This window comes from Streptomyces sp. NPDC021020 (assembly GCF_044333285.1).
Classification (GTDB): Bacteria; Actinomycetota; Actinomycetes; order Streptomycetales; family Streptomycetaceae; genus Actinacidiphila.
The window spans coordinates 398,295-421,870 of record NZ_JBIRQQ010000004.1; the positions used below are offsets into that span (position 1 = coordinate 398,295).

General features: G+C 73.7%; 16 protein-coding genes. 7 read left to right on the plus strand and 9 right to left on the minus strand.

Translation table 11 applies throughout. From position 1 onward, the window contains the following. Window positions 1-347 precede the first annotated feature (347 nt). The gene (locus ACH4SL_RS13675) at window positions 348-1,022 is read right to left on the minus strand and encodes a TetR/AcrR family transcriptional regulator (protein ID WP_398444748.1); all 675 of its coding nucleotides are present in this window, start codon (window positions 1,020-1,022) and stop codon (window positions 348-350) included. 152 nt (window positions 1,023-1,174) lie between these two features. On the opposite strand from ACH4SL_RS13675, the gene ACH4SL_RS13680 reads away from it, so the two are divergent. Continuing rightward, window positions 1,175-2,599, plus strand: a complete 1,425-nt coding sequence (locus ACH4SL_RS13680) for an MFS transporter (RefSeq protein ID WP_398444750.1) — start codon at window positions 1,175-1,177, stop codon at window positions 2,597-2,599. A 414-nt stretch (window positions 2,600-3,013) separates the two neighbouring features. Here the strand turns inward: ACH4SL_RS13680 and ACH4SL_RS13685 are convergent, their stop codons facing one another. The 7 genes from ACH4SL_RS13685 to ACH4SL_RS13715 form a co-directional block, all read right to left on the minus strand. Then, window positions 3,014-5,305, minus strand: a complete 2,292-nt coding sequence (locus ACH4SL_RS13685; protein WP_398444752.1) for a glycoside hydrolase family 3 N-terminal domain-containing protein — start codon at window positions 5,303-5,305, stop codon at window positions 3,014-3,016. 158 nt (window positions 5,306-5,463) lie between these two features. After that, a complete protein-coding gene (locus ACH4SL_RS13690; RefSeq protein ID WP_398444756.1) occupies window positions 5,464-6,918 on the minus strand; it encodes a sulfatase-like hydrolase/transferase in 1,455 nt (484 codons plus the stop codon). Next, window positions 6,915-7,949 carry an aliphatic sulfonate ABC transporter substrate-binding protein gene (locus ACH4SL_RS13695; RefSeq protein WP_398444759.1) on the minus strand — a complete coding sequence of 345 codons (1,035 nt, stop codon included), beginning with the start codon at window positions 7,947-7,949 and terminating at the stop codon, window positions 6,915-6,917. The genes ACH4SL_RS13690 and ACH4SL_RS13695 overlap by 4 nt, the downstream gene beginning before the upstream one ends. 197 nt (window positions 7,950-8,146) lie before the next feature. Then, window positions 8,147-8,980 (minus strand): ABC transporter ATP-binding protein, encoded by an 834-nt coding sequence (locus tag ACH4SL_RS13700; RefSeq protein ID WP_398444762.1) that lies wholly within the window; start codon window positions 8,978-8,980, stop codon window positions 8,147-8,149. Continuing rightward, entirely contained in the window at window positions 8,977-9,903 is a 927-nt protein-coding gene (locus ACH4SL_RS13705) for an ABC transporter permease (protein WP_398444764.1), read from the minus strand. The genes ACH4SL_RS13700 and ACH4SL_RS13705 overlap by 4 nt, the downstream gene beginning before the upstream one ends. After that, on the minus strand, window positions 9,900-11,147 hold the full coding sequence (locus tag ACH4SL_RS13710) for an ROK family protein (protein WP_398445335.1): 1,248 nt from the start codon (window positions 11,145-11,147) through the stop codon (window positions 9,900-9,902). Before ACH4SL_RS13710 ends, ACH4SL_RS13705 begins: the two co-directional genes overlap by 4 nt. A gap of 167 nt (window positions 11,148-11,314) precedes the next feature. Continuing rightward, complete coding sequence (locus ACH4SL_RS13715; protein ID WP_398444766.1) at window positions 11,315-12,349, minus strand: formylglycine-generating enzyme family protein; 1,035 nt, start codon at window positions 12,347-12,349, stop codon at window positions 11,315-11,317. Window positions 12,350-13,117: 768 nt separating this feature from the next. Here ACH4SL_RS13715 and ACH4SL_RS13720 point away from each other — a divergent pair. The 5 genes from ACH4SL_RS13720 (at window position 13,118) to ACH4SL_RS13740 (ending at window position 17,898) form a co-directional block, all read left to right on the plus strand. Beyond that, window positions 13,118-14,605, plus strand: coding sequence for an arabinofuranosidase catalytic domain-containing protein (locus ACH4SL_RS13720; protein WP_398444769.1), 1,488 nt, complete (start codon window positions 13,118-13,120; stop codon window positions 14,603-14,605). A gap of 100 nt (window positions 14,606-14,705) precedes the next feature. Continuing rightward, entirely contained in the window at window positions 14,706-15,530 is an 825-nt protein-coding gene (locus tag ACH4SL_RS13725) for an aminoglycoside phosphotransferase (RefSeq protein ID WP_398444771.1), read from the plus strand. Between the two features lie 104 nt (window positions 15,531-15,634). Beyond that, on the plus strand, window positions 15,635-16,243 hold the full coding sequence (locus tag ACH4SL_RS13730; protein ID WP_398444773.1) for a PadR family transcriptional regulator: 609 nt from the start codon (window positions 15,635-15,637) through the stop codon (window positions 16,241-16,243). Continuing rightward, window positions 16,240-17,211 carry a hypothetical protein gene (locus ACH4SL_RS13735; protein ID WP_398444774.1) on the plus strand — a complete coding sequence of 324 codons (972 nt, stop codon included), beginning with the start codon at window positions 16,240-16,242 and terminating at the stop codon, window positions 17,209-17,211. Before ACH4SL_RS13730 ends, ACH4SL_RS13735 begins: the two co-directional genes overlap by 4 nt. Before the next feature lie 135 nt (window positions 17,212-17,346). After that, window positions 17,347-17,898, plus strand: coding sequence for a Uma2 family endonuclease (locus ACH4SL_RS13740; RefSeq protein WP_398444775.1), 552 nt, complete (start codon window positions 17,347-17,349; stop codon window positions 17,896-17,898). Window positions 17,899-17,923: 25 nt separating this feature from the next. Here the strand turns inward: ACH4SL_RS13740 and ACH4SL_RS13745 are convergent, their stop codons facing one another. Next, window positions 17,924-18,841, minus strand: coding sequence for an NADP-dependent oxidoreductase (locus ACH4SL_RS13745; RefSeq protein ID WP_398444776.1), 918 nt, complete (start codon window positions 18,839-18,841; stop codon window positions 17,924-17,926). A 364-nt stretch (window positions 18,842-19,205) separates the two neighbouring features. On the opposite strand from ACH4SL_RS13745, the gene ACH4SL_RS13750 reads away from it, so the two are divergent. After that, the gene (locus ACH4SL_RS13750; protein ID WP_398444778.1) at window positions 19,206-23,522 is read left to right on the plus strand and encodes a LamG-like jellyroll fold domain-containing protein; all 4,317 of its coding nucleotides are present in this window, start codon (window positions 19,206-19,208) and stop codon (window positions 23,520-23,522) included. Window positions 23,523-23,576 lie beyond the last annotated feature (54 nt).

Here is a 23,576-nt window from a genome sequence, read left to right on the forward strand (position 1 = left end):
ATCGGCAGGAAGCGCTTGCGGAAGCCGGCGGGCAGCTGCCCCGCCGGGCGTGGTGACGTCTCGGTGGCCTCAGAGGGGTGCGACACCGGGGGGTATCTCCTTCGTGCGGAGCGGTCGTTGGTGACGGCGCGTCACCAGGGGGCGGTACGCGCACGGTCGGGCCTCAAGATACGCGCGTAGACTCGCCGGGGAAGGGGTTTTCCGGTGAATTCTGGGTTCCGCCCGCCGCTCCTGCGGCTTACCGGTTGATACGTCCCGGCTCGCGTACGTGACCGCGCGTCACGTACGCCCCACGCGCCCCGGGAGTCGGGGGGCGCGGCTCCGGGGCCGTGGGGGGCAGCTCCGGGTCAGCGGGAGGTGGCCGTCTCCGTACCGGCGGCGTCCCGGATGCCGCTCACGATCATGTCGACGCCGCGGTCGAAGTAGAGCCCGGTGTCCGCGCACGCCGCCAGCGGCTCGGCGGCGGCCACGACGTACGGGTAGCGGCGCGGGGAGAGCGCGAGCAGCGTCGCGCGCTTGGCGCGCACCGCGTCGTCGCCCTCCTCCGGGTCCGCGCCGGGCGGCGGGCCGGGCGCCACGATGGCCAGGGCGACGAGCGAGCCCAGGATGTGGCTCGCGGTCTCCGCGCTGTGCTCGACGGACATGCCGCCCGCCGCCATGAGGGCGAGCGCCCGCTCGGTGACGGCCAGTCCGGGCTCGGTCGTGACCATGCCGCGGAAGGCCAGCACCGCGGCGTTCGGGTGCGGGCGCAGCGCCTCGACGAAAGCGGCGAGCAGGTCGCGCAGCTGGTCGTACCAGGGCCGGTCGTCCGGCTCGGGCAGCACCGCGCCCGACAGCAGCCGGTCGGCGAGGGCGAGCAGCAGCCCGTCCTTGTCGGGGAAGTGCCGGTAGAGCGCCATGGGTGTGACGTCGTGCTGCTGGGCGACCCGGCGGATGGTGACCGCTTCGAGCCCTTCGGCGTCCGCGACGGCGAGCGCGGTGGTCACCAGATCCTCGCGGTTCAAACGCTTCTGTGCGGCCATGCCCGCATCCGCACCCTTCGCTCGCAGCTCCCCCGCTCGGTCGACAGCGTACACACGGCTCCGCCGGGGTGTTTGTTTACAGCGTAAGCGCGGTGTGTATGGTTGTGCCGTAAGCATACGCTGTAAACATCCCTCCTTCCGAGGTAGCAACCATGCGACGCAGTCCCTGGGCCACCCTCACGGTGCTGGCCCTCGCCCAGTTCATCGTGGTGCTCGACGTCACGATCGTGAACGTCGCCCTCCCGCACATCCAGACCGACCTCGGCTTCACCCCCGACGGCCTGCAATGGGTCATCAGCGCCTACACGCTGGCCTTCGGCGGCTTCCTGCTGCTCGGCGGACGCGCCGCCGACCTGCTCGGCCCGCGCCGGATCTTCGTCGCCGGCCTCGTGCTCTTCGGCGTGACCTCGCTGGCCGGGGGCCTGGCCGGCTCGCCCGGCCTGCTCGTCGCCGCCCGCAGCGTCCAGGGCCTCGGCGGCGCCCTGCTCTCGCCGGCCGCGCTCGGCATCCTCACCGTGACCTTCCCGCACGGCAAGGAGCGCAATGTCGCGATGGGCGTGTGGGGCGGCCTCGCCGGGCTCGGCGGCACCCTCGGCGTGGTGGCCGGCGGCTTCCTCGTCGACGCGCTCAGCTGGCGCTGGGTCTTCATCGTCAACGTCCCCATCGTGGTCGCCCTGGTGGCCGTCACCCCGCTGATCGTCCGGCGCATCCCCGCGCAGCGCGGCGGCGGGTCCTTCGACGTCCTGGGCGCGGTGCTCGCCACCGGCGGCCTGCTCGGCGTCGTCTACGGCGTGGTGCGCGCCGAACCGCTCGGCTGGTCCTCCGCCGAGGTCATCGGCTGCCTGGTCGGCGGGGCGGTGCTGCTCGCCGCCTTCCTCGCCGTCGAGACCCGCACGGCCGCGCCGCTGGTGCCGATGCGGCTGCTGCGCTCGCGCAGCCTGAGCACCGCGGGCGGGGCCATCGCGCTCAACGGCGCGGCCTTCCTGTCGATGTTCTTCATGACCGCGATCTTCCTCCAGCAGGTGCGCGGCGACAGCGCGCTGCGCACCGGGGTGGAGTTCCTGCCGATGGGCGGTGCCGCGATCGTCTCCGCGGTCGTGGCCAGCCAGCTCGTCACCCGGTTCGGCACCCGGCCGGTGCAGTCGGTGGGCGGCGCGCTGGCGGTCGGCGGCCTGCTGCTGCTCTCCCGGGCCGACGCCACCAGCGCCTACGCGAGCCAGGTCCTGCCGGGCACGGTGCTGTTCGGGCTCGGCCTCATCGCGGTGGCCGTGCCCGCGCAGATCGCCGCGGTCGCCGAGGTGCGGCACGAGGACGCGGGCGCGGCCTCCGGCGTCTTCACCGCCTTCCAGCAGGTCGGCGGCGCGATCGGACTCGCGATCGTCACCACGCTGGCCAACTCCCGCACCGCGCACGACCTGGCCTCCGGCGCCTCGCAGTCCGACGCGCTCGTGGCGGGCTTCCAGCGCGGCCTGCTGGTCGCGGCGGTCTTCGCGGCAGGCACCTTCGCCGTCTCGCTGCTCTCGCCGCGGATCGAGCCGACCGCCGAGCAGGTCGCGGGCGCGGCCGCAGCGGCGTAGCGCTGCCCGCGGGGTACGGACGGCGGCGGGGCTCCCGACGGGGGAGCAGCCCGGCCGCGGCCGGGGCCCGGCACAACGGCCGGAAATTGGCGGCCCGTTGTGCCGGGTCCCTGCGTCGGTGGCTTGTGCGGCGGCTGCTGCGGTGGCTGCGTCGGTGGCCCGTACGGCGGCTTGCGGGGCGGATGCGTCGGTGGCCTGTGCGGTGGCTTCCGCCCCGGCCCGTACGGCGGGCCCGATGCGGGGTGCCCGGCGCCGGAGGAGGGGGTCGGCGCCGGGCACCCGGCGGGAGGGGTGGTCAGCGGGGGCTCGCGCCCTGCCCTTGCCCGGGGGCAATCATGACCGTACCGCTGCCCGCGCCGCACCGGGCAACATCAGGCCACCGGGCGCGGGTGCCCGCCCGGTGCGGCGCCGTGCTCATGACGCCGTGCAGGTCGGTACGGGGAGCGGTGAGGGCGCCGTCCCGTTGGCGGTGAAGCCGAAGGAGACCGAGGCGCCGGGTGCCACCGCCCCGTTGTAGGGCGCGTTGGTCACCGTCGCGGCGCTGCCGCTCTGCGTGAGCGTGCCGTTCCACAGGCTGCTGATCGTGGCGCCGGACTGCGTCCACGCCACCTTCCAACCGCCCAGCGCGGAAGCGCCGTTGTTCGTGACGCTGACGTCCGCCTGGAAGCCGCCGGACCAGGAGTTGGTCAGCGTGAAGGTGGCCGTGCAGCCGCTGCCCGCGGGCGGCGTCGTCGGCGGGGGCGTGGTGGGCGGGGGCGTCGTGGGCGGGGGAGTGGTCGGCGGGGGAGTCGTCGGGGGCGGGCTGGTGGGCGGCGTGGTGGTGCCGTACGTCAGCCCGTAGCCGTACGGGAAGAGCGGGGTCTTGCCGTCGCCGTCGTTGATCGGCTCCTGCGACGCGCTCTGCATCCACGACATCGGCAGCTTGCCGGTGGGCGCGTAGTCGCCGAAGAGCACGTCGGAGACGCCGTTGCCCTCGGTGCCGGGCAGCCAGGCCGCCACCAGGGCCTTCCAGTCCGGGAGTTGGGCGGCGATGTCGAGCGGGCGGCCCGACACCAGCACGGTCACGACCGGCACACCGCTCGCCTTGAGCTTGGCGAGCACGCTCAGGTCCGTCTGGTCCAGGCCCATCGACCCGGTGCGGTCGCCCTGCCCCTCGGCGTACGGGGTCTCGCCGATGACGGCCACGGCCACGTCGTACGCCGACGAGATCCCGTCGCCGGTCTTGCTGTACGTCACCTGCGAGGAGTTGGCCACCGCGGACCTGATGCCCTGGAGGATCGTCGTGCCCTGGGTGGTCGCGCCGCTCGCGCCCTGCCAGCTGATCGTCCAGCCGCCGCTCTGGTTGCCGATGTCGTCGGCGGACTTGCCCGCCACGAAGACCTTCGCGGACTTCGCGAGCGGCAGCACCCCGCCGTCGTTCTTGAGCAGCACCTGCGATTCGCGCACCGCCTTGCGGGCCAGCGCGCGGTGGTCGGCGGAGCCGACCGTGGAGGTGTACGAGCGGTCGGTCAACGGGTGCTCGAACAGCCCGAGTTCGAACTTCTTGGTGAGGATGCGGCGGTTGGCGTCGTCGATCCGGGCCGTGCTCACGGCGCCGGAGGAGACATCGCTCTTCAGGTCGCTGACGAAGGCCTTGTAGTCCGTCGGCACCATCACCATGTCGATGCCCGCGTTGACGGCGGTCGCGACCTCGGCGGCGGTGAAGCCCTGCGCGCCGTCGATCTTGTCGACGCCCGCCCAGTCCGACACCACGAAGCCGGAGAAGCCGAGTTCGCCCTTGAGCAGGTCGGTGATCAGGTAGTGGTTGGCGTGGTCCTTCACGCCGTTCCAACTGCTGTACGACACCATGACCGAGCCGACCCCGCGGTCCACCGCGGCCTTGAACGGCGGCAGGTGGATCGCCCGCAACTCCGCTTCCGTCAGCGTCGCGTTGCCCTCGTTGACCCCGCCGTCCGTACCGCCGTCGCCGATGTAGTGCTTGGCGGTGGCCAGGACGGAGGCGGGCCCGCCGAGCGTCTCGCCCTGGAGGCCGGTGATCTCCGACGTCATCTGCGAGGGCAGGTCGGGCGTCTCGCCGAAGGATTCGTACGTGCGCCCCCAGCGGTCGTTGCGCGCCACGCACAGGCACGGCGCGAAGTCCCAGTCGACACCGGTCCCCGACACCTCCTCTGCGGTTGCGTGCCCGATCTGCTGCACGAGATCCGGGTCGCGCGTCGCGCCGAGCCCGATGTTGTGCGGGAAGAGGGTGGCGCCGTAGACGTTGTTGTCGCCGTGCACCGCGTCGATGCCGTAGATCATCGGGATGCCCAGCGGGGTGCTGAGCGCGGTGCGCTGGAAGCTGTCGTACATGTCGGCCCACGCGGTGGCGTTGTTCGGGCTCGGCGCCGAGCCGCCGCCGGAGAGCACCGACCCGATGCGGTAGGCGGCCAGGTCGTTCGGCGCCGCCGCCAGCGCGGTGCGGTCGACCTGCGTCATCTGCCCGATCTTCTCGTCGAGCGACATCCGCCCGAGCAGGTCGTCGACGCGCTGCGCGACCGGCAGCGACGGGTCCTGGTAGGGCAGTCCGGCGGCCTGCGCGCCGCTGTGCTCCTGCGCGCCGGAGGCGTGCACCGCGGCGGTGGTGAGCGAGAGCATCGCGAGCACGGCGCCGAAGGCGAGGGCCGCTCTGCGGTGGTGACGTCTGTGCGTCCTGCGTGTGGTTGGCATGGGAACTCCGGGTGGGGGGAGGCCCGTTGGGGCCCGGTGGAGTGGTGAGCGCCTTTGGGAGCGCTCCCATAGATGAGGCCAGCGCCCGCCCGCCGCTGTCAAGGCCGCCGCCCGGCTCCGCCGCGCCCGCGCGGCGCGGCGGAGCCCGGGGGCGCGGGTCAGAGTTCGAACGCGCTCTGGGTCGGGTCGTGGTCCAGCTCCCCGACCTCGTACATGGGGGTCATCCAGTGGTAGAAGTTGTCCCCCCGCTCGCGCAGCAGCTGGTAGAGCCGCCGGACCAGCCGGATGCGCACGGGCCGCATCTCGGGGTGCGGGTAGCGGTTGACCAGTTCGTGCGGGTCGGCGTCGAGGTCGTACAGCTCGTTGACCGACTCCGGGTTGACGACGAGCTTGTAGCGGTCGTCGCGGATCATCCGCTGCGGGTACGGGAAATGGTGGCCGTGGAATTCCGCCAGCAGCTCCCCGGGCCACTCCGGCCTCCCGCCCTCGATCAGCGGCAGCAGGCTGCGGCTGTCGGCCGCGGGCGCGGTGTCGCAACCGGCCAGTTCCAGGATGGTGGCGGTGCAGTCGGTGAGGGTGGCGAACTCCCCGCGCACCTGCGGCGGCCGGCCGGGCACCCGGACGATGCCGGGGATCCGGTAGATGTCCTCGTACATGGCCGGGCCCTTGTCGTGCAGCCGGTGGGCCCCGGTGAACTCGCCGTGGTCGGCGGTGAAGAACACCGACGTGTCCGCGGCGAGGCCGAGTTCGTCGAGCCGGTCGAGGATGCGGCCGATCTGCTCGTCGATCAGCGACACGTATCCCCAGTAGACGGCGATGAGTTTGCGGGTCGTTTCGATCGGCTGGGTGTCGAAGGCCCAGTGGGCGCTGTAGTTGCGCTGCACCGGCGGCTTGCCCTCGAACGTCTCGGCGATCGACGGCGGCAGCTCCACCAGGCCGGGGTCGTAGCGGTCGTAGTAGGCGTCCGGGAGCAGATACGGCAGGTGCGGGCCGAAGAAGTGCGTGGCGAGGAAGAAGGGGCTGTCCCCGGCCGCGTACCGCTCCAGCTGCTCGATGGCCCGGTCGGCGAGGTAGTGCTCGAAGGTCGCCTCGACCGGCTGGTGCAGCCGGGCCGCCAGCAGGTTCCCCGGGTTGCCGTTGGGGCTGACCCCGCGCACCAGGTCGCTGATGCGGTACGGCGGCAGGTCGCGCTCGGCGAGGTAGGCCAGGTAGTCGGGGTGGTCCACGGGGTTGTGCCAGCCGGCCAGGTCGGGTCCCTCGAAGCCGTACGAGGCGGCGTTGCGGTGGGTGCCGCCGTGCCACTTGCCGTACAGGCCGAGCCGGTAGCCGCGCTCGGCCAGCGCCTGCGGGAAGGTGAAGACGTCGTCCCTGAGGTCCTCCAGGTAGCCGACGTTGCGTTCGTGGTTGGCCAGCAGCCGGTGGCGGAAGGGGGCCTGGCCGGTGAGCAGGCTGGCCCTGGCCGGGGTGCAGATCGCGGTGGGGGTGTAGAAGCGGTCGAAGCGGGTGCCGGTGGCGGCCAGCCGGTCCAGGTTCGGCGTCGCCACGTGCGGGTTGCCGTAACAGCCCAGGGTGTCGACCCGGTGCTGGTCGGTCATCAGGAAGAGGAAGTTCACCTCGCGGTCGCCTTGCCCGCGGTCTGCGCGGCGGCGACGAACGCGGCACCGTCGTAGTACGTGCCCGGCGCCGGGGCCTGGGCCAGCTGGCCCGTGCCGACGAAGAACTCGGCGAGGCCGTTCAGCCAGCCGTCCACCGTGCCGTCCTTCGTCTTCGCCACCAGGTCGGCGGTGGTGAGGAGTTCGACGTTGGCGGCGTCGGACCCGGCCTGCTCGTCGGTGACCTGGAGCATCTTCGCGGCCAGGCTGACGGCCTTGTCCTTGTGCGCGGCCCGCCAGTCGTTGGCCTCGGCCAGCACCCCGACGACCTTCGCGCTGAGCGCGGCATCGGTCTTCGGGCCGGAGACGAAGGCGGTGGGGAAGGCGTGGTCGGGGAAGTCGGTGTCCGCGGCGAGTTCGACGAGCTTCGGCACCCGCTTCTTGATCGTCGCGATGAGCGGGTAGTAGAAGCCGGCCCCGTCGATCTGGCCGGAGGAGAACGCGGCGACCAGCGTGGAGGGGTCCATCGGGACCTTCTTGACGTCCTTCTCCGTCAACCCGGCCTTCTTCAGCGCCAGGTTGAGGATCATCTCGCCCGACGTGCCCTCCGGGACGCCCACTTTGCGGCCTCTGAGCTGCTCGATCGAGGTGATGCCCGGCTGGGCGATCACCCGGTCGGCGTCGGTGAGGGTGTCGATGGCGATCACCTTGGCCTTGCCGCCGGCCGGCAGCCACATGGCGCCGGGACCGATGTAGCCGAAGTCCAGGTCGCCGGCGCCCAGGGCCTGGATCTGGATCGGCCCGTTGGTGAAGACCTTGATGCTGGGGGAGAGGCCGTGCTTCTTCCACAGGCCCTGGTCGTCGGCGATCGCCAGCAGGCTGGCGCCGTTGAAGTCGGCGATGTAGCCGAAGCGGATCTTCTGCGTGCCACCCTGCGCGCCGGATCCGCCCGATCCGTTCGCGTCGTCCTTCGAGGAGGAGCAGCCGACAGCGGTGAGTGACAGGGCGGTTGCGCTCAGAGACGAGATGAGGGCGCGACGGGTGAGGGACATGGCGGAGCTTCCTTTCGGGGACGCGCGCGGGGCGCGCCGGGGACGCGCACGCGGAACGGCGGCGCGGGGGCGGGGCGTTGGCGGCAGCGGCGAAGCAGGGACGAAGCAGCGTGGGCAGCGCGGACGGTGGACGGGGGCAGCGTTCGGCAGCGGACGGGCGGACGGGCGGACGGGCGGACAGGTGGGCGGCAGCGGGATCAGGTCAGCCGGACGGGCGCCTCCTCGGGGGAGTGCTGGTGGTGGACCGCGCTCCACACCTCGTTGCGCAGCGCGGCGAACTCCGGTGACAGGCGGGTCCGCTCGGTCCGCGGGTACGGCAGCGGCACCTCGATGACGCGGTGCACCCGGCCGGGCCGCGCGGCCATCACCACCACCCTCCCGGCCAGGTACACCGCCTCCTCGACGTCGTGCGTGACGAAGACGACCGTGCGGGTCCGCCGGCTCCAGGTGTCCAGCAGCTGGTCCTGGAGCTGGACACGGGTCAGCGAGTCGAGGGCGCCGAACGGCTCGTCCATCAGCAGCACGTCGGGGTCGACCGCGTAGGCCCGGGCAATGGCGCACCGTTGCTTCATGCCGCCGGAGAGGGTCTTCGGCAGCGCGTCGGCGAAGTCGCCGAGCCCGACCAGCGCGATCGCCTCGTCGGCGCGGCGCCTGCGTTCGGCGCCGCCGACACCGGCGGCCCGCAGGCCGAACTCGACGTTGCGGCGCACGGTGAGCCACGGGAAGAGCGCGTACTGCTGGAAGATCACGCCGCGGTCCGGACCGGGCCCGGTCACCCGCCTGCCGTCCACGACGACCTCGCCGGACGTCGGGGCGACGAGCCCCGCGGCCATGTTGAGCAGCGTGCTCTTGCCGCAGCCCGACGGTCCCACGACCGCGACGAACTCCCGCTCGCGGACATCCAGCGAGACCCGGTCCACGGCGGTGAAGTCGCCGCCCTTGACCGGGAAGCGGCAACTGACCTGCCGGAAGGAGATCTTGGGCGGTCCGGCGGGGGACTGCTCGGGGCTGCTCTTGCCGGGGACGGTCATCGTCGCTCCTGCCAGCGGGTGAGCCGGTTCTCGGCCAGGAGCAGCAGCCGGTCCATCACCAGGCCGAGCACTCCGATGGCCACCAGTCCCACGAAGATGGTGTCGAGGTCGTAGTAGGTCTCGGCGTGCTGCATGCGGAAGCCGAGGCCCTCCTGCGCGGCGATCAGCTCCGCGGCGACGACCGTCGCCCACGCCGAGCCCAGCCCGATGCGCATGCCCACCAGGATGAACGGCGCCGCGGCCGGGATCACCACGCGCAGGAACACCGCGAGGTCGCGGGCGCCCAGCACCCGGGCGGCGTTGATGAGCGTGCGGTCCACCCCCAGCACGCCCTGGAGCGTGGCCACGACCGTGGACAGGAAGGCGGCGAGGAAGATCACGAAGATCTTGGGTGTCTCGCCGATGCCCATGAGCACCACCGCGACCGGGATCAGCGCCAGCGGCGGGATCGTGCGGAAGAACTGCACGTACGGCTCGCAGAGCGCCCGCACCACCGGATACCAGCCCATCAGGAAGCCGACGACGACGGCGAGGACGCTGCCGAGCGCGAAGCCGGCCAGCACCCGGCGCAGGCTCGCCAGCATGTCGCCCTCCAGGGTGCCGTCGCGCAGCATCTCCACCGCCCGCCCGGCGACCGCCGCGGGCCCGGGCAGTCCGCCGACGCCGTGTGCCGCGAGCAGCGCCCACACCCCCACGCCCGCCGCCAGCGACACGGCGTTGAGCAGCGGTGCCGGGACCCGGCGGCCCGTGCCCCCGGCCCGCCCGGCGGCGGACTCCGGCGCCGGACCGGCCTGCGACGCGGAGCCCTTCCCCGCCGGTCCGGGCTCGCGCGGGCCGGGCGCGGGTGCGCCTGACCCGGGTATGCCCGGTGTGCGGCCGGCCCGTTCGGCAGCGGGCGCGTCCTGCGGCTGCCCTGCCGTCATGACTGGTCTCCGTCCTCTCTGTTCGGGTAGCGGGACAGCAGCGGCGACCGGTGCAGGACCAGGGCGATGCCGCCGAGCGCCGCGCCGCCCTCGCCGAGCACGGCGGGCCGCAGGTCCAGCAGGGGCCGCGCCACGGGCATCAGCCCCTCGGCGAGCGCCGCCCGCACCTGGTCGGTCAGCGCCGCCCCGGCGGCGACGAGCTCGCCGCCGACCACGACCGTGCTCGGCCCGATCGCGTTGCACACCGCGGCGAGCGCGGTGCCCACCCGGCGTCCGGCCGCGGCCACCACGCCGACGGCCGCGGGTTCGCCCGCCAGGGCGGCGGCCGTGACGGCGGCGATGTCGTCCGCCACGCCGCCGGCCGCCCGGTAGGCCTCCAGCACGGCACCGGCCGACGCGACGGTCTCCAGACAGCCGGTCCCGCCGCACTGGCAGCGCCGCCCCCGCGGTTCGACACTGATGTGCCCGAACTCGCCGGACAGGCCGGACACCCCGTGGTGCAGGGCGCCGTCGACCACCAGCCCGCCGCCGACGCCGTGCGACAGCCGTACGTACAGCACGTCCCGGGCGTCGGCCGCCGCGCCCCACACCGACTCGGCGAGCGCGGCGAGCCGGGTGTTGTTGTCGACCAGGACGGGGGCACCGAGGCGTTTCGCCAGCAGCCCGGCGAGGGCGTCGCGATGGCCGCCCGCGCCGGGTGTGCCAGGGAAGCCGGGGGCGCCAGGGGCATTGGGGGCGTCGCCCGGACCGGCGGGCGCGGAGGCCACCGGGCCGACCACGCCGACGCCGATCGCCCGCAGCGCCGCGAGCCGCAGCGAGTCGCCGGACAGCTCGTCGACCATCTCCTCCACCAGGGCGACTCGCCCGGCCAGGTCCAGCTCGGGGGCGTGCGCCCGGCTGGTGGTCCCGACCACCTCGTGCGCGACGTTCACCACCGCGACGTGCACCGCACGGCGGGCGAGGTCGATACCGATGGCCTGCCCCGCCGCGGGGTCGAGCGCCAGCCGTTCCACCGGCCGGCCGCGCCGCCGCTGCCCGGCGTCAGGGACCGACGCGACGACGGCGCCGGTCGCGGCCAGGTCGCCGACGATGTCGTAGAGGGTGGTCCTCGACAGCCCGCAGCGCGCGCCGAGTTCGGCCCGGCTGAGCGGACCGTGGCGGCGCAGCAGGTCGAGCACGAGTTCCTCGTGGCCGCGCCGCAGGCGTGCGAGCGGGCCGTCGTGTTGCTGCATGCCGCACAGGATGGGGACCCGCGGATTTTTTCGTCAACGGTCCGGAAAAAAGAAGCCGCGGCCCGTACTTGCTCCCGCACCGGCCCAACTTCCCAGATGAGCAGGCTGGTTGGGCTCGGTGCGGGGTCCGTGCGGGCCCGTCGGATTTAGTGCCGTGTTCGCACTCCCGCAACGGGAGTTCATGAAACGCGCGCGTCGTAGGCGCAGCGGAAGCCGAGGTTGCCGGTCGTGGAGTCGGGGGTGTTGGAAGTGCGGGCGGCGACCCGGTAGCGGTTGCAGTACGACCGGTGGCACAGGTACGAGCCACCGCGCATGACCCGTGAGCTGCCGGTACGCGGCCCCACCGGATTGCTGCGCCGCCCCGCCGGATGGTCCGTGGTCCACCGGTCCGCGCACCACTCCCAGACGTTCCCGGCCATGTTGTGCAGCCCGAAGCCGTTCGGCGCGAAGGCGTCCACGGGCGCGGTGCCCGCGTAACCGTCCTCGGCGGTGTCGTGGGTCGGGAAGGTGCCCTGCCAGATGTTGCACCGGTGCTCGCCGCCCGGGGTCAGCTCGTCGCCCCACGGATACCGGGCCTGCTCCAGGCCGCCGCGTGCGGCGAACTCCCACTCCGCCTCGGTCGGCAGCCGTCCCCCAGCCCACCGCGCGAAGGCGGCGGCGTCGGACCACGACACGTGCACCACCGGGTGGTTCCCGATCCCCTCAAGACCGCTGCCGGGGCCGAACGGGGCCCGCCAGTACGCCCCTTGCACCCCGCACCACCACGGCGTCCCGTCCGGCCGGGGTGCGCCCCGGCGCGCGGCGGCGGGCAGGAACCGGGCGAAGACGTAGGACCAGCCGTAGCGTTCGGTCTCCGTCACGTGGCCGGTGGCGGCGACGAAAGCCGCGAACCGGTCGTTGCTGACGGCGTGGGCGTCGATCCGGAAGGGCCGCAGGGCGACCTCCCGCACCGGTCCCTCGCCGTCGGCGGGGAAGCCCTCGGGGTCGTCGGTGCCCATCAGGAAGGTGCCGCCCGGAAGCGCCACGGGTGCGGCGGCGGGTGCGGCGCCGGGCGCCGCGGTGGGACGTCCGCCGGGCGCGGAGTGCGCCGCGGGCGCGGTGAGCGGCAGGAGAGCCACGTCCGGGGGGACGGGGCGGGCCGGGCTGCCGAGCGGCTGCGGTGCGCGCCCGGGGGTGCAGCAGGAGGCGTGGCCCTGCGGCTCGGTCTGGCCCATCGGAATCGTTCCTTCCGTTGATCTGCGGGGCCCGGCAGCGGGCTCGGCGCACGGTCCGGTGCGGGGTCCGGCGCCGGGTGCGGTCGGTGTACGGGCTCCAGCCGGTACCGGCCCGGCCGGTCCGCGGGCGTGCGGCACGGCGCGCGTGCGGCGCCGGCGGCGCGGTGGCCGTCCCGGACTCCCGCGCGGGCGGGAGTGCGCCGTCCCGCCGTGGCCGGACGGCCGGACCGGGCGTTGGGGGAGCAGCATTACACCTGGTCAGCGGCCCCGACAAGCGCGCCCGGCGCGCGCAGGACGGGCACAGCGGCGGCGGGGACGCCCCGCCACGGGCGTCCGCGGCGTGCTGACGCGCGGTCACCCCCGGCCCTGCCGTGCCCTCTCGGGGCCCATTGACGACCCGGGCCCGTCGTGCGTACCTTCTCCGGCTGGGCGCTCCTTACGGGCGTCCGCACGCCGGCAGCCGTGCGGACGCGTACGACCGCGCCCCCCCGTGACGGCCGGTGGACAGCGCCCGGCCGCGTACGCCTCCGCGGCGTTCCCCGGCGGCACCGCCCGTGCCCCCGGTGGCCGCGCGCTCCCCTGCACCCGCTCCGTGGTCCCGGCCGGGCACGTACCGGCCCGCCCTCCCACCGGCGCGCCCGCTCCGGCGTGCCGTCGGCCTGCGCCGGTACGTACCGGCGTCCCCGCCACCCCCTGCCCGCACCACCCCAGCGGCGCTGCCCGTCCCCGGGGCACCGCCCACCGACCCCGCCAGGAGAAGACCCCGACATGACCTTCCGACGCCTCCGGCCCGGCCCGTCCGCGCGGGCCGCCCGCCCGCGCCCCGCCCCCCGCCGGCTGCTGCTCGCCGCCGGCACCGTCCTCGCGCTGCTGCTGCTGTGCCTCGGCGCGCTGCCCACCGGCTCCCAGGCGGCGGCGGCCACGCAGCCCTGTGACATCTACGCGGCGGCGGCATCGCCCTGCGTGGCCGCGCACAGCACCGTCCGCGCGCTGTACTCCGGCTACGACGGCCCGCTCTACCAGGTGACCCGGGCCTCCGACGGCGCCACGCGCGACATCGGCCTGCTGGCGGCGGGCGGTTACGCGAACGCCGCCGCCCAGGACTCCTTCTGCGCGGCGACGAGCTGCACCATCACCCGGATCTACGACCAGTCACCGCGCCACAACGACCTGACCGTGGAACCGGCCGGGACCGCGGGAGCCGCGGACCGTCCCGCGCAGGCGACGGCACTGCCGCTGGTGGCGGGCGGCCACAAGGCCTACGGCGTGCTGATCACCCCCGGCACGGGCTACCGGCACACCGACGCGTCCGGCGTCGCGGTCGGCGACCAGCCCGAGTCGATGTACATGGTCACCAGCGGCACGCATGTCAACGGCGGCTGCTGCTTCGACTACGGCAACGCCGAGCACACCATTTCCGACACCGGCAACGGCCACATGGACGCCGTCTACATCGGCACCCGCTGCCACAACCCGCCCTGCACCGGCGCCGGCCCGTGGGTCGCGGCGGACCTGGAGAACGGCCTGTACCAGGGCAGCGGCAACAACCCCGCGAACCGCGGCAACGCCACCCCCTTCGTCACCGCCCTGCTGAAGAACAACGGCCGGACCGCCTTCGCCCTCAAGGGCGGCGACGCCCGCAGCGGCGCGCTGAGCACCTGGTGGGACGGCGCCCTGCCCAGCGGCGGCTACACCCCGATGCATCTGGAGGGCTCCATCGTGATGGGCACCGGCGGGGACAACAGCAACGCCTCGGCGGGGTCGTTCTACGAGGGCGTGATGACGTCCGGCTACTCCACGGACGCCGCCGACGCCGCCGTCCAGGCGAACATCGTGGCGGCCGGCTACAGCGGCGGCAGCGACGGCACCTCCGGCCGCACGATCAGCGCCCCCGGCGGCACCTGCGTCGACGTGGACGGCGACGACATCGGCGTCGACCACGCCGCGGTCCAGCTCTGGCAGTGCCAGCCCGCCGCGGTCGACCAGCACTGGACCCACGACGCCGACAACAGCCTGCGCACGCTCGGCCGCTGCCTGGACATCATGGGCAACGCGACCGCCGCCGGCACGAAGGTCCAGCTCTGGGACTGCAACGGCGTCGGCGGCCAGAAGTGGGTCCAGCAGCCCGACGGCTCGCTGCGCAACCCGCAGTCCGGCCGCTGCCTCGACACCCCCAGCGGCGCCACCGCGAACGGCACGCGCCTCCAGATCTGGGACTGCAACGGCTCCGCCGCCCAGCAGTTCGGTCTGACCTGACCCCGTTCCGCAAGGGCCCGGCCGCTCGGCCGGGCCGCTAGCCTGGTGGCCGCTTTCCGTATCCGTATCCGTTACCCGTACCCGGCGACGAGGTGCCCGTATGACCCTCCCCGGTCCCGACGTGATCGCTGCCTTCGGGCTGTCCGGGCGGCCCGTGCGGCTGCCGGGCGGGCAGGGGGAGAGCGTGCGGGTGGGGGAGGCCGTGCTCAAGCCCGCCGGGGAGGACACCGGGTACGCGCAGTGGCTCGCCGGGGTCATGGCCTCGGTCGTCGAGGACGGTTTCCGGGTCGCCCGGCCGCTGCGGGCCGCGGACGGCGGCTGGTGCCACGGCGGGTGGACGGCGAGCGCGTACGTGCCCGGCGCCGCGCACCCCGCCGCGCCGCGCTGGGGCGACATCCTCGCGGCGGGGCGGGCCTTCGGCCGGGCGCTGGCCGGGGTGCCGCGCCCGGCCCTGCTCGCCGGGCGCGACGACCCGTGGGCGGTCGGCGACCGCGTGGCCTGGCGGGAGCAGGACGCCGACGTACTGCCCGAACTGCACGGCCCGTACGCGGAGTTGGCCGCGCTTGCCGGGCCGCCACCGGACGACCGGGCGCAACTCGTGCACGGCGACCTGGCCGGGAACGTCCTCTTCGCGCCCGAACTGCCCCCCGCCGTCATCGACTTCTCGCCCTACTGGCGCCCGCCCGCCTTCGCCGAGGCGATCGTCGTCGCCGACGCCCTGCTCTGGTACGGCGCGGGCTCCGGCCTGCTGGACGCGACCCTCGCCGCGAACGGCCCGGCCTTCCGCGGCTACGTCGCGCGCGCCCTCGTCTTCCGCCTGGTGACGGACAGCGAGCGCTTCCGCGCGCCCGGCGCGCCCGCCGACGTCCCGTCCGAGGCCCGCCGCTACGCACGGGCGGCGCGGCTGCTGCGCGACCGGACCTGAGCGGGGCGGGCGGACCCGTTTTCGCGGGGCGGCCCGCAGTTGCCGGACGCGTGAAGGATCGGCGCGGCTGCCGAATAGTCTATGTGGACTGGTAGAGTTCGACTATGCCACGCCGCGCCCTCGACAACCCGATCGTCACCGCCGTCCTCGGCCTCCTCCTGGAGCAGCCCTCGCACCCCCACCGGATGCTCGCCGAGCTGCGCGAACGCAGCGCCCACCACGCCGCCGCGGTCACCCGCGGCACCCTCTACAACACCGTCGCCGCCCTCGTCGGCGCCGGATGGGTCGAGGAGCAGGGGCGGCAGCGGGAGGGGAATCGCCCCGAGCGCACGGTCTACGCGCTCACGGCGGCCGGCCGGGCGGAGCTGGTGCGGCGGCTCGACGCCGAGATCCGCACCCCGCAGCGGGAGTTCTCCGCCTTCCTGGGCGCCGTCAGCTACGTCGGCGCACTCGGCCCGCGCGGGGCAGCGGAGGCGCTCGCCGAGCGCGGGCGGCGGCTGCGGCGGCGTACGGCCGAGGACGAGGCCCGCCTCGCCGCCGCGCTGGCCGCGGGGGTGCCCCGGCTGTACGTCGTCGAGGCGGAGTACGCGATCGGGCTCGCGCGGGCGGAGGCGGCGTGGGTCGAGGGCGTCATCGACGACATCCGCAGCGGCGCGCTCGCGTGGCCGGCCCCGGCGCCCGCCCCCGTAGAAGAAGAGGACCCGTCAGCATGACCCTGCTCTTCGGCATCTACCCCGGCGGCGCGGTCGGCGACGACACCGGCGCGATGGTGTCCGGCCCGCCCGACGACCCCGCCCGCGTCACGGCGGCGCTCGACCGCCTCCAGGGCCGCCCCGGCCGCCCCTTCCTCGTCCGCGCATACGCCAGCTTCGACGACACGACCCGCCTCGGCGCCCCGCACCCCACCGACACCCCGGCGGACGCGGCCCGTTACGCGATACGCGGCCGCCGCCTCGACCTCGTCGCCCAATACCGCTCCCGCGCGGCCGACATCGACGGCTACTGCGCCTTCGTCCGCGAACTCCTCGACCAGTACGGCGAATCCACCGCCACGCTGCAGATCGCGGAGGAGCCGAACGTGACTACGAACCCGCTGCTGGACGGCCACTACCCCGCGGTGCGCGAGGCCATCGTCCGCGGGGTCGCCGCGGCCCGGTCGCACGCCCGCGAACGCGGCCTCACGGATCTGCGGATCGGCTTCAACACCACGCCCCTCTTCGGCCCTTCGGCCGCCTTCGCCGCCGACCTCGCCGCCACGGGCGGCCCCCGCTTCGTCGCCGCACTCGACTACGTCGGCCTCGACTTCTTCCCCGACGTCTTCCGCCCCCTCCCCGCCGCGGATCTGGCCGAAGCCGTGGAGGCCCTGCTGCGCCACCACCGCACCACCGTCCTGACCCCGGCCGGCCTCGGCCACCTCCCCCTCCACATCACCGAACACGGCTGGCCGACCGGCCCCACCCGCCCCCCGTCCCGCCAGGCAGAAGTCCTCGAAACAGTCGTCACCACCCTCGCCACCCACGCCTCCCCCCTCAACCTGAGCGGCTACACCCACTTCTCCCTCCGCGACGCGTCCACCCCCCACCCCGGCCTCTTCCACCAGTTCGGCCTGACGACCGACGACTACACCCCGAAGCCCGCCTTCGCCTCCCTGCGCACACTCGTGGCCCGCTACGGCGAGTGACGCCGGGCCGCGCGGTCCGGCCGCGGGTCCGCCCTGGCGGCCGTCGAGTACCTAGACTGGACACATGCCGGTGTGCCCGGGAACGGACGCGGAGGATGGAGGTGCGCGACGGCCGTCACTGAGGATCGCCCCCAGATGCTCGCCGAGGAGTTCGAGCGCATTGCTGCCGCTGCTGAGCGGGAGGGCGTTCGGCTGGAGTTCGTCCACGGAAAACTAGGGGTCAAGGCAGCGCCGGGCGGAGACCACGACGAGATCGTCCGCTGGGTCATGGAGCACTGCATGCAGCAGCGCCCCGACCTGTGGCTCTACCCGGAGCGCGGCCTGAAGGTGGAGACCTACCGCAGGGGTCACGCGAAGCCGGACGGCGCTTTGGCGCCCAAGGGCAGTTTCGCCGGGCAGGGGGAGTGGGCGGCCGCCGACCAGGTGGTGATGGTGGTCGAGGTGACGTCGTACGACACCGACACCGACAAGCGGGACCGCGACGAGAAGCCGCGCGCGTACGCCGAGACCGGCATCCCGGTGTATCTGCTCGTCGACCGCGAGTCGTGCGAGCTGCTGGTGTACAGCGAGCCCGAGGACGGCGCCTACGGCAACATCGCCCGGCGTACCTTCGGCAGGACGGTCGTGCTGCCCGACCCCGTGGGGATCACTCTGGACACCGAGCCGCTGAAGGACTGGGTGCGCTGACGCGGAAGGATCCGGCGGGCGGGCGTCAGGGGTGGAGGACGATCTTGCCGGGGGCGTGGTGGCCCTCCAGGTCGCGGTAGGCGTCGCGTACCTGCTCCAGGGGGTAGGTGGCGGCGATCGGTACGTCCAGGTCGCCGCGGGCGGCCAGGCGGGCGAGTTCGCCGAGGACGACCGCGGAGGCTGCCGCGCCCTCGCCGTAGGTGCGGGCGCCGGTTCTGGCGGCGGCCTGCCAGTCGCGGATGGTGTTGATGCGCTCGGGGTGTACGCCCAGCTCGACCGCCAGGTCCACGTAGCCGTCGCCGTAGGTGTCGATGAAGGCGTCGACCTTGCCGCCGGCCGCCTGCCGGACGCGTTCGGCCACGCCGTCGCCGTAGGTGACGGGGAGGACGCCGCGGTCCTTCAGCCACTGGTGGTCGCGCTCGCTCGCCAGGCCGATCACGGTGGCGCCGCGGCGGCGCGCGAGTTGGACGGCCAGCGCGCCGACGCCGCCCGCCGCGCCCGAGACGACGACGGTGTCGGACGGGCCCGGGTCCACCGCGAAGACCGTCGCGTACGCGGTCGTACCGGCGACGTACAGCGAACCGGCCACGTCCCAGGACAGGCCCTCGGGGCGGGAGACGAGGTGGACGTCGTCGACCACGACGAATTCGGCGTGGCTCGCCCTGCGGTGGGTGAAGCCCAGCACCTCGTCGCCCACCGCGAAGCCGCGCACCTCGGGACCGGCCTCCACGACGACGCCCGCCAGGTCGCTGCCCTGCCCGGAGGGGAAGGACGCGGGCCAGCGGCCGTGCCGCGCGCCCTCGCGGATCATCACCTCGCCGGGCTGGATTCCGGCCGCCCGCACCTCGACGAGCACCTGCCCGGCGCCGGGCACCGGGCGTTCCACGTCCTCGACGCGCAGCACGTCGATCCCGCCGTACTCGTGGAAGCGCACTGCCTTCATCGCGTCCTCATCTCGTCCGGCCGCACAGATCCGCACGGCTGCTCGGTGCCACCGGACTGAACGCCCCGGAAGGCGGGTTGCTTCCCGCCCGGGTCACCGCGGCGGGCGGCGCCGCGCGCCTGGTGACGGACGGTCAGGAACCGGTGAGATCTATGTGGCGAAGCGTCATAAACCCTTGTGAGAGGGGCTGTTGCGGAGCTGCAATCCCTTGCCTGTCGTGTGCACGATGATCTACGGTCCTCGGAATATCTCGCGCCGCGACGATCGCGGCTGCGTGCATGTTCTCGGGGGGGTCATGGATTCGGGTGGGGGTAGACGCGCGCGTGCGCGTCGGGTTCGGGTACTGGCGGGGGCGGTCGCGGCCGTGGTCGTCGCCGGTCTCGCGACCGCCGGGCAGGCCGCCGCGGCGGCGCCGGCGCAGGGCACCAAGGGGGCGGGGCCCGTCGCACAGGCGCAGCCCGCGACGAAGGGCGGCGACCGGAGCGGCCGCACCGCGCTCACCCAGAGCGCGGCGGCGGCCCAGGCCGCCGACGCCGGCGAGAACGTGGAGATCAGCTCGCTGCGGACGGAGTCCAGCGAGACCTACGCCACGCCGGACGGAGGCATGGAGACCGACCAGCACCTGCGCCCGGTCAGGGCGCGTGTCGGCGGCGGCTGGAAGGCGCTCGACAACACCCTGGTCAGGCAGCCGGACGGCAGCATCGCACCCGCGGTGGCGTCGGTCGGCATGACGTTGTCGGGGGGCGGTTCCGCCCCGCTGGTGACGCTCGACGAGGACGGCCGGAAGCTGTCGTACACCTGGCCGTCGGCGCTGCCGGCCCCGGCGCTCAGCGGGGACACGGCCACGTACGGCAACGTGCTGCCGGACGTCGACCTCCAGGTCCGCGCGGACGTCGACGGCTTCCACGAACTCGTGGTGGTCAAGACCGCCGAGGCCGCGAAGAACCCGGCCCTGGCGAAGCTGACGTTCGGGGTCCAGGCGACCGGCCTGGACGTCTCGCGCACCGCGGAGGGCGGCCTGACCGCCACCGACACCGCGGGCGGCGGCGAGGTCTTCGCCGCGCCGCAGCCGATCATGTGGGACTCCGGCGCCGGCGCCGCGGAGAAGACGGCCAAGGCGGCCGAGGCGGAGACGGCCGGCGACGAGGGCGCCGGCGCCGCCGCCGCGGGCGACCCGGCGCAGGGCCCGACCGACACCTCGAAGGTCGCCCCCATCGGCGTCGCGGTCGACGCGGGCGACACGCAGCTGACGCTGACACCCGACCCCGCCCTGCTCTCCGGCGCGGCCGTCTCCTTCCCGCTGTACATCGACCCCCAGACGTACACCCCCAAGGCGGGGGACTGGACGATGGTGTCCAAGTACTGGGCGTCCAGCCCGCAGCACCGCTTCAACGGCGACGGGGACTCCGGCGTCGGCGACTGCGCCTGGAACTACTGCGCTCCCTACGACGTCAAGCGGCTGTTCTACTCCTTCCCCACCTCGAAGTTCGCCGGCAAGACGATCGTGAGCGCCACCTTCGTCGGGCACGAGGTGTGGTCCGCGTCGTGCGACGCGAGCAAGATCGAGCTGTGGCGGACGAAGGGGTTCACCTCGGGTACGACGTGGAATTCCTCGTCCGACAACTGGCTGGACCTGCTGGACACCAAGAACGAGGCGCACGGCTTCTCCTCCAAGTGCGCGTCCTCCGACGTGGAGTTCAACGCCACCGCCGGCATGAAGTACGCGGCGTCGCACAACTACACGACCACCACCTTCGGGCTGAGGGCCACCAGCGAGGGCGACAAGTACAGCTGGAAGCGGTTCACGGACGACGCGTACCTGCGGGTGCACTACAACATGCCGCCCAAGCAGATCCCCATGTCCCACCTGTCGATGAGCCCTGGCAGCTCCTGCCACGGCCCGTCGTCGCCGGTGCACATCCGCACCCTGCCGACCATCAGCGCCAGCGACGTCACCGACCCCGACGGCGACCAGGTGAGCGTGCAGTTCTCCGTGGCGTGGGACGCCAAGGACGGCAAGGGGCTGAGCACCAAGTGGACCTCGGCCAAGATCGGGCCGAAGAAATCGGGGTCCAGCTTCTCCACCAAGCTCACGGCGGCCCTGTCCGGCAAGACGATCCCGAAGAACACGACGATCGCCTGGCAGGCCCGTTCGGTCGACTACGACGAGGGCACGTACTACAGCTACTCGCCGTGGTCGTCCGCCGGCTCCGCGACCAACTGCTACTGGGTGTACGACACCGACGTGCCGGCCGGCCCGGTGATCACCTCGGGTGACTACCCGGCGGTCGTCGACAGCGACCCGGACGACCCGTCGTACGACGGTGTCGGCAGGGACGGGAGCTTCACGCTCGACTCGGCCTCCACGGACGTCGTCAAGTACTGCTACGGCGTCAACGCGGATCCGGTGTGCGACAGCGCCCACACGCTGACCACCTCGGGCGGCGCGGCGAAGACGGTGACGTTCCGGCCGACGCGGGCCGGCACCAACTTCGTCTACGCGCAGAGCTTCGACACCGCCGGCAACGGCAGCGAGCCGGAGAAGTACCAGTTCCGCGTCAAGGAGGGCCAGCCCGCCCGCGCGGAGTGGAAGCTGGACGACCCGGCCGGCGCCACGCAGGCCGCGGGCACCGCCGGCGACCGGACCCTGACCGCGGTGGGCTCCCCGACGCTGGGCGTGGAGGGCAGGACGGGCACCGCGGTCGGCTTCGACGGGACCGGCTCCTACCTGGCGTCCGACATCCCCACCGTGCACACCGACAAGAGCATGACGGTGTCGGCCTGGGTCAGACTCGACCGGATGCCGACCGCCGCGGCGGTCGTGGCCGCCCAGCCGGGCAACCAGGCACCGGGCTTCGAGCTGTACTACTCGCAGGCCTACGACCGCTGGGTGTTCAACCAGTACAGCAACGACACGGCCACCGCCGTCCCGGTGCGGGCGATGTCCGCCACCGCCGGCGGAGTGGTGGCCGGCCAGTGGTACCACCTGGCGGGGTCCTACAGCACGAGCAGCCACCTGCTGTCGCTGTACGTCAACGGGACGCTGATGGGGACCACGAGCTACACGACGGCGTGGGACGCCCGGCGCGGGCTCCAGATCGGCGCGGGGCGCTACTCGGGGGGACCGGGATCGTACTTCCCCGGCACGATCGACGACGTCAGGATCTACGACAAGGCCCTGGTGGCCGCTGACGTGGCGCGGCTGGCCCAGGGCGCGCCCATCGGGACCGGGCGCGAGGCCCGGGCGGTCTTCCCGCTGGACGAGCCGGCCACGCAGGACGACGGTACGGCCACCACGCAGCTGCACGGACAGGCCGACACCGAGCCCGCCGTCTTCCACGGCGGGGTCACCGCCGGCGGCGCCGGGCCGCAGGACGGCGCGCTGTCCTTCGACGGCACCAGCGGCTACGCGTCCACCACGTCCTCGCACGTCGAGAACCGGAACAGCTACTCCGTGGTGGCATGGGCGAAGCTGGCGTCCAAACCGCCCCAGGCCGCCATCATCGCGACCCAGGTCGGCGTCCACCGACCGGGCTTCGAGCTGTACTACTCGGCCACCTACGGCTGGTCGTTCGACGCCTACACCGCGGACTCCGACACCGCCTCCATCGTCCGGGCCGCCCAGGGCGACACCACCCATTCGCCGGCCGGCGTGTGGACGCAGCTGCTCGGTTCGTACGACGCGAACACCGACGACATGCGGCTGTACGTCAACGGCCTGTGGGTGGCGACGACCAAGTTCGCCGCACCCTTCTACGGCGGCGGCGCGACCCAGATCGGCGCCGGTTCCTACGACGGCGCCCCGAGCGCCTTCTTCCCCGGCATGATCGACGACGTCCAGATGTACGACCGGGCCCTGTCGGCGCCGGAGGCCGCGGCGCTCTTCCACAACCAGCTCCAGGTCGAGGGCCGGTGGCGGCTGGACACCGCCACGGGCAGCCCGCTGGTCTCCCCCGACGATCTGGCCTCGGCGGCGGACCGGCACCCGCTGACCCTCGGCAGCGGCGCGCGGATCGACGCCACCGGCGCCGACAGCGTGGTGGGCACCGGATCGCTGGTGCTCGACGGCACAGCGAACGGCTACGCGTCCACCACCAGTACACCGATCCACACCGACAACAGCTTCACCGTCAGCGCGTGGGTGTCCACACCGGCGCGGCCGACCAAGCCGGTGACGGTGATGAGCGCGTCCGGCAAGACCGCCAACGGATTCGCGGTGCGCTACGTACCCGACTCCGCCGATCCGGCCGACGCCGGCAGCTGGCAACTGACGACGGCCAAGGACGACAGCGCCACCGCCGTCCGGTCGACCGCGTCCCACACCAGCTTCCAGGACAACGGGGCCTGGGACCACCTCGCGGTGGTCTACGACCTGATGGCCGGGCAGACCCGGCTGTACGTCAACGGCCAGTTGCAGGCGGCCCTGTGCGCCGACAGCGACGACGACGGCACTCCCGACGACGCGTCGTGCACCGAATCGGTGTCGTGGAATTCCTCCGTGCTGCCGTTCGACGCGACCTACGGCCTGCAACTGGGCCGCACCAAGACCGGCGCGACCACCTGGGGCGAGTTCTGGCCCGGAGTGATCGACGACGTCTGGGCCTTCGGCGGCGTGGCCTCCGACACCCAGATCGCGGCGCTGGCCGGCGGGTCGGACCTGGACACCACCGCCGGGCCCTGACCCGGCGGCACCACCTGGGCGGCGCGCGGGCATCGCGCGCCGCCCGCGCACGCA

Coding starts and splice junctions, on each gene's coding strand:
- ACH4SL_RS13680 (WP_398444750.1), top strand. CDS start 1,175: ATGCGACGCAGTCCCTGGGCCACCCTCACGGTGCTGGCCCTCGCCCAG.
- ACH4SL_RS13705 (WP_398444764.1), bottom strand. CDS start 9,903: ATGACGGCAGGGCAGCCGCAGGACGCGCCCGCTGCCGAACGGGCCGGC.
- ACH4SL_RS13720 (WP_398444769.1), top strand. CDS start 13,118: ATGACCTTCCGACGCCTCCGGCCCGGCCCGTCCGCGCGGGCCGCCCGC.
- ACH4SL_RS13675 (WP_398444748.1), bottom strand. CDS start 1,022: ATGGCCGCACAGAAGCGTTTGAACCGCGAGGATCTGGTGACCACCGCG.
- ACH4SL_RS13725 (WP_398444771.1), top strand. CDS start 14,706: ATGACCCTCCCCGGTCCCGACGTGATCGCTGCCTTCGGGCTGTCCGGG.
- ACH4SL_RS13695 (WP_398444759.1), bottom strand. CDS start 7,949: ATGTCCCTCACCCGTCGCGCCCTCATCTCGTCTCTGAGCGCAACCGCC.
- ACH4SL_RS13685 (WP_398444752.1), bottom strand. CDS start 5,305: ATGCCAACCACACGCAGGACGCACAGACGTCACCACCGCAGAGCGGCC.
- ACH4SL_RS13700 (WP_398444762.1), bottom strand. CDS start 8,980: ATGACCGTCCCCGGCAAGAGCAGCCCCGAGCAGTCCCCCGCCGGACCG.
- ACH4SL_RS13745 (WP_398444776.1), bottom strand. CDS start 18,841: ATGAAGGCAGTGCGCTTCCACGAGTACGGCGGGATCGACGTGCTGCGC.
- ACH4SL_RS13735 (WP_398444774.1), top strand. CDS start 16,240: ATGACCCTGCTCTTCGGCATCTACCCCGGCGGCGCGGTCGGCGACGAC.
- ACH4SL_RS13740 (WP_398444775.1), top strand. CDS start 17,347: ATGCTCGCCGAGGAGTTCGAGCGCATTGCTGCCGCTGCTGAGCGGGAG.
- ACH4SL_RS13730 (WP_398444773.1), top strand. CDS start 15,635: ATGCCACGCCGCGCCCTCGACAACCCGATCGTCACCGCCGTCCTCGGC.
- ACH4SL_RS13715 (WP_398444766.1), bottom strand. CDS start 12,349: ATGGGCCAGACCGAGCCGCAGGGCCACGCCTCCTGCTGCACCCCCGGG.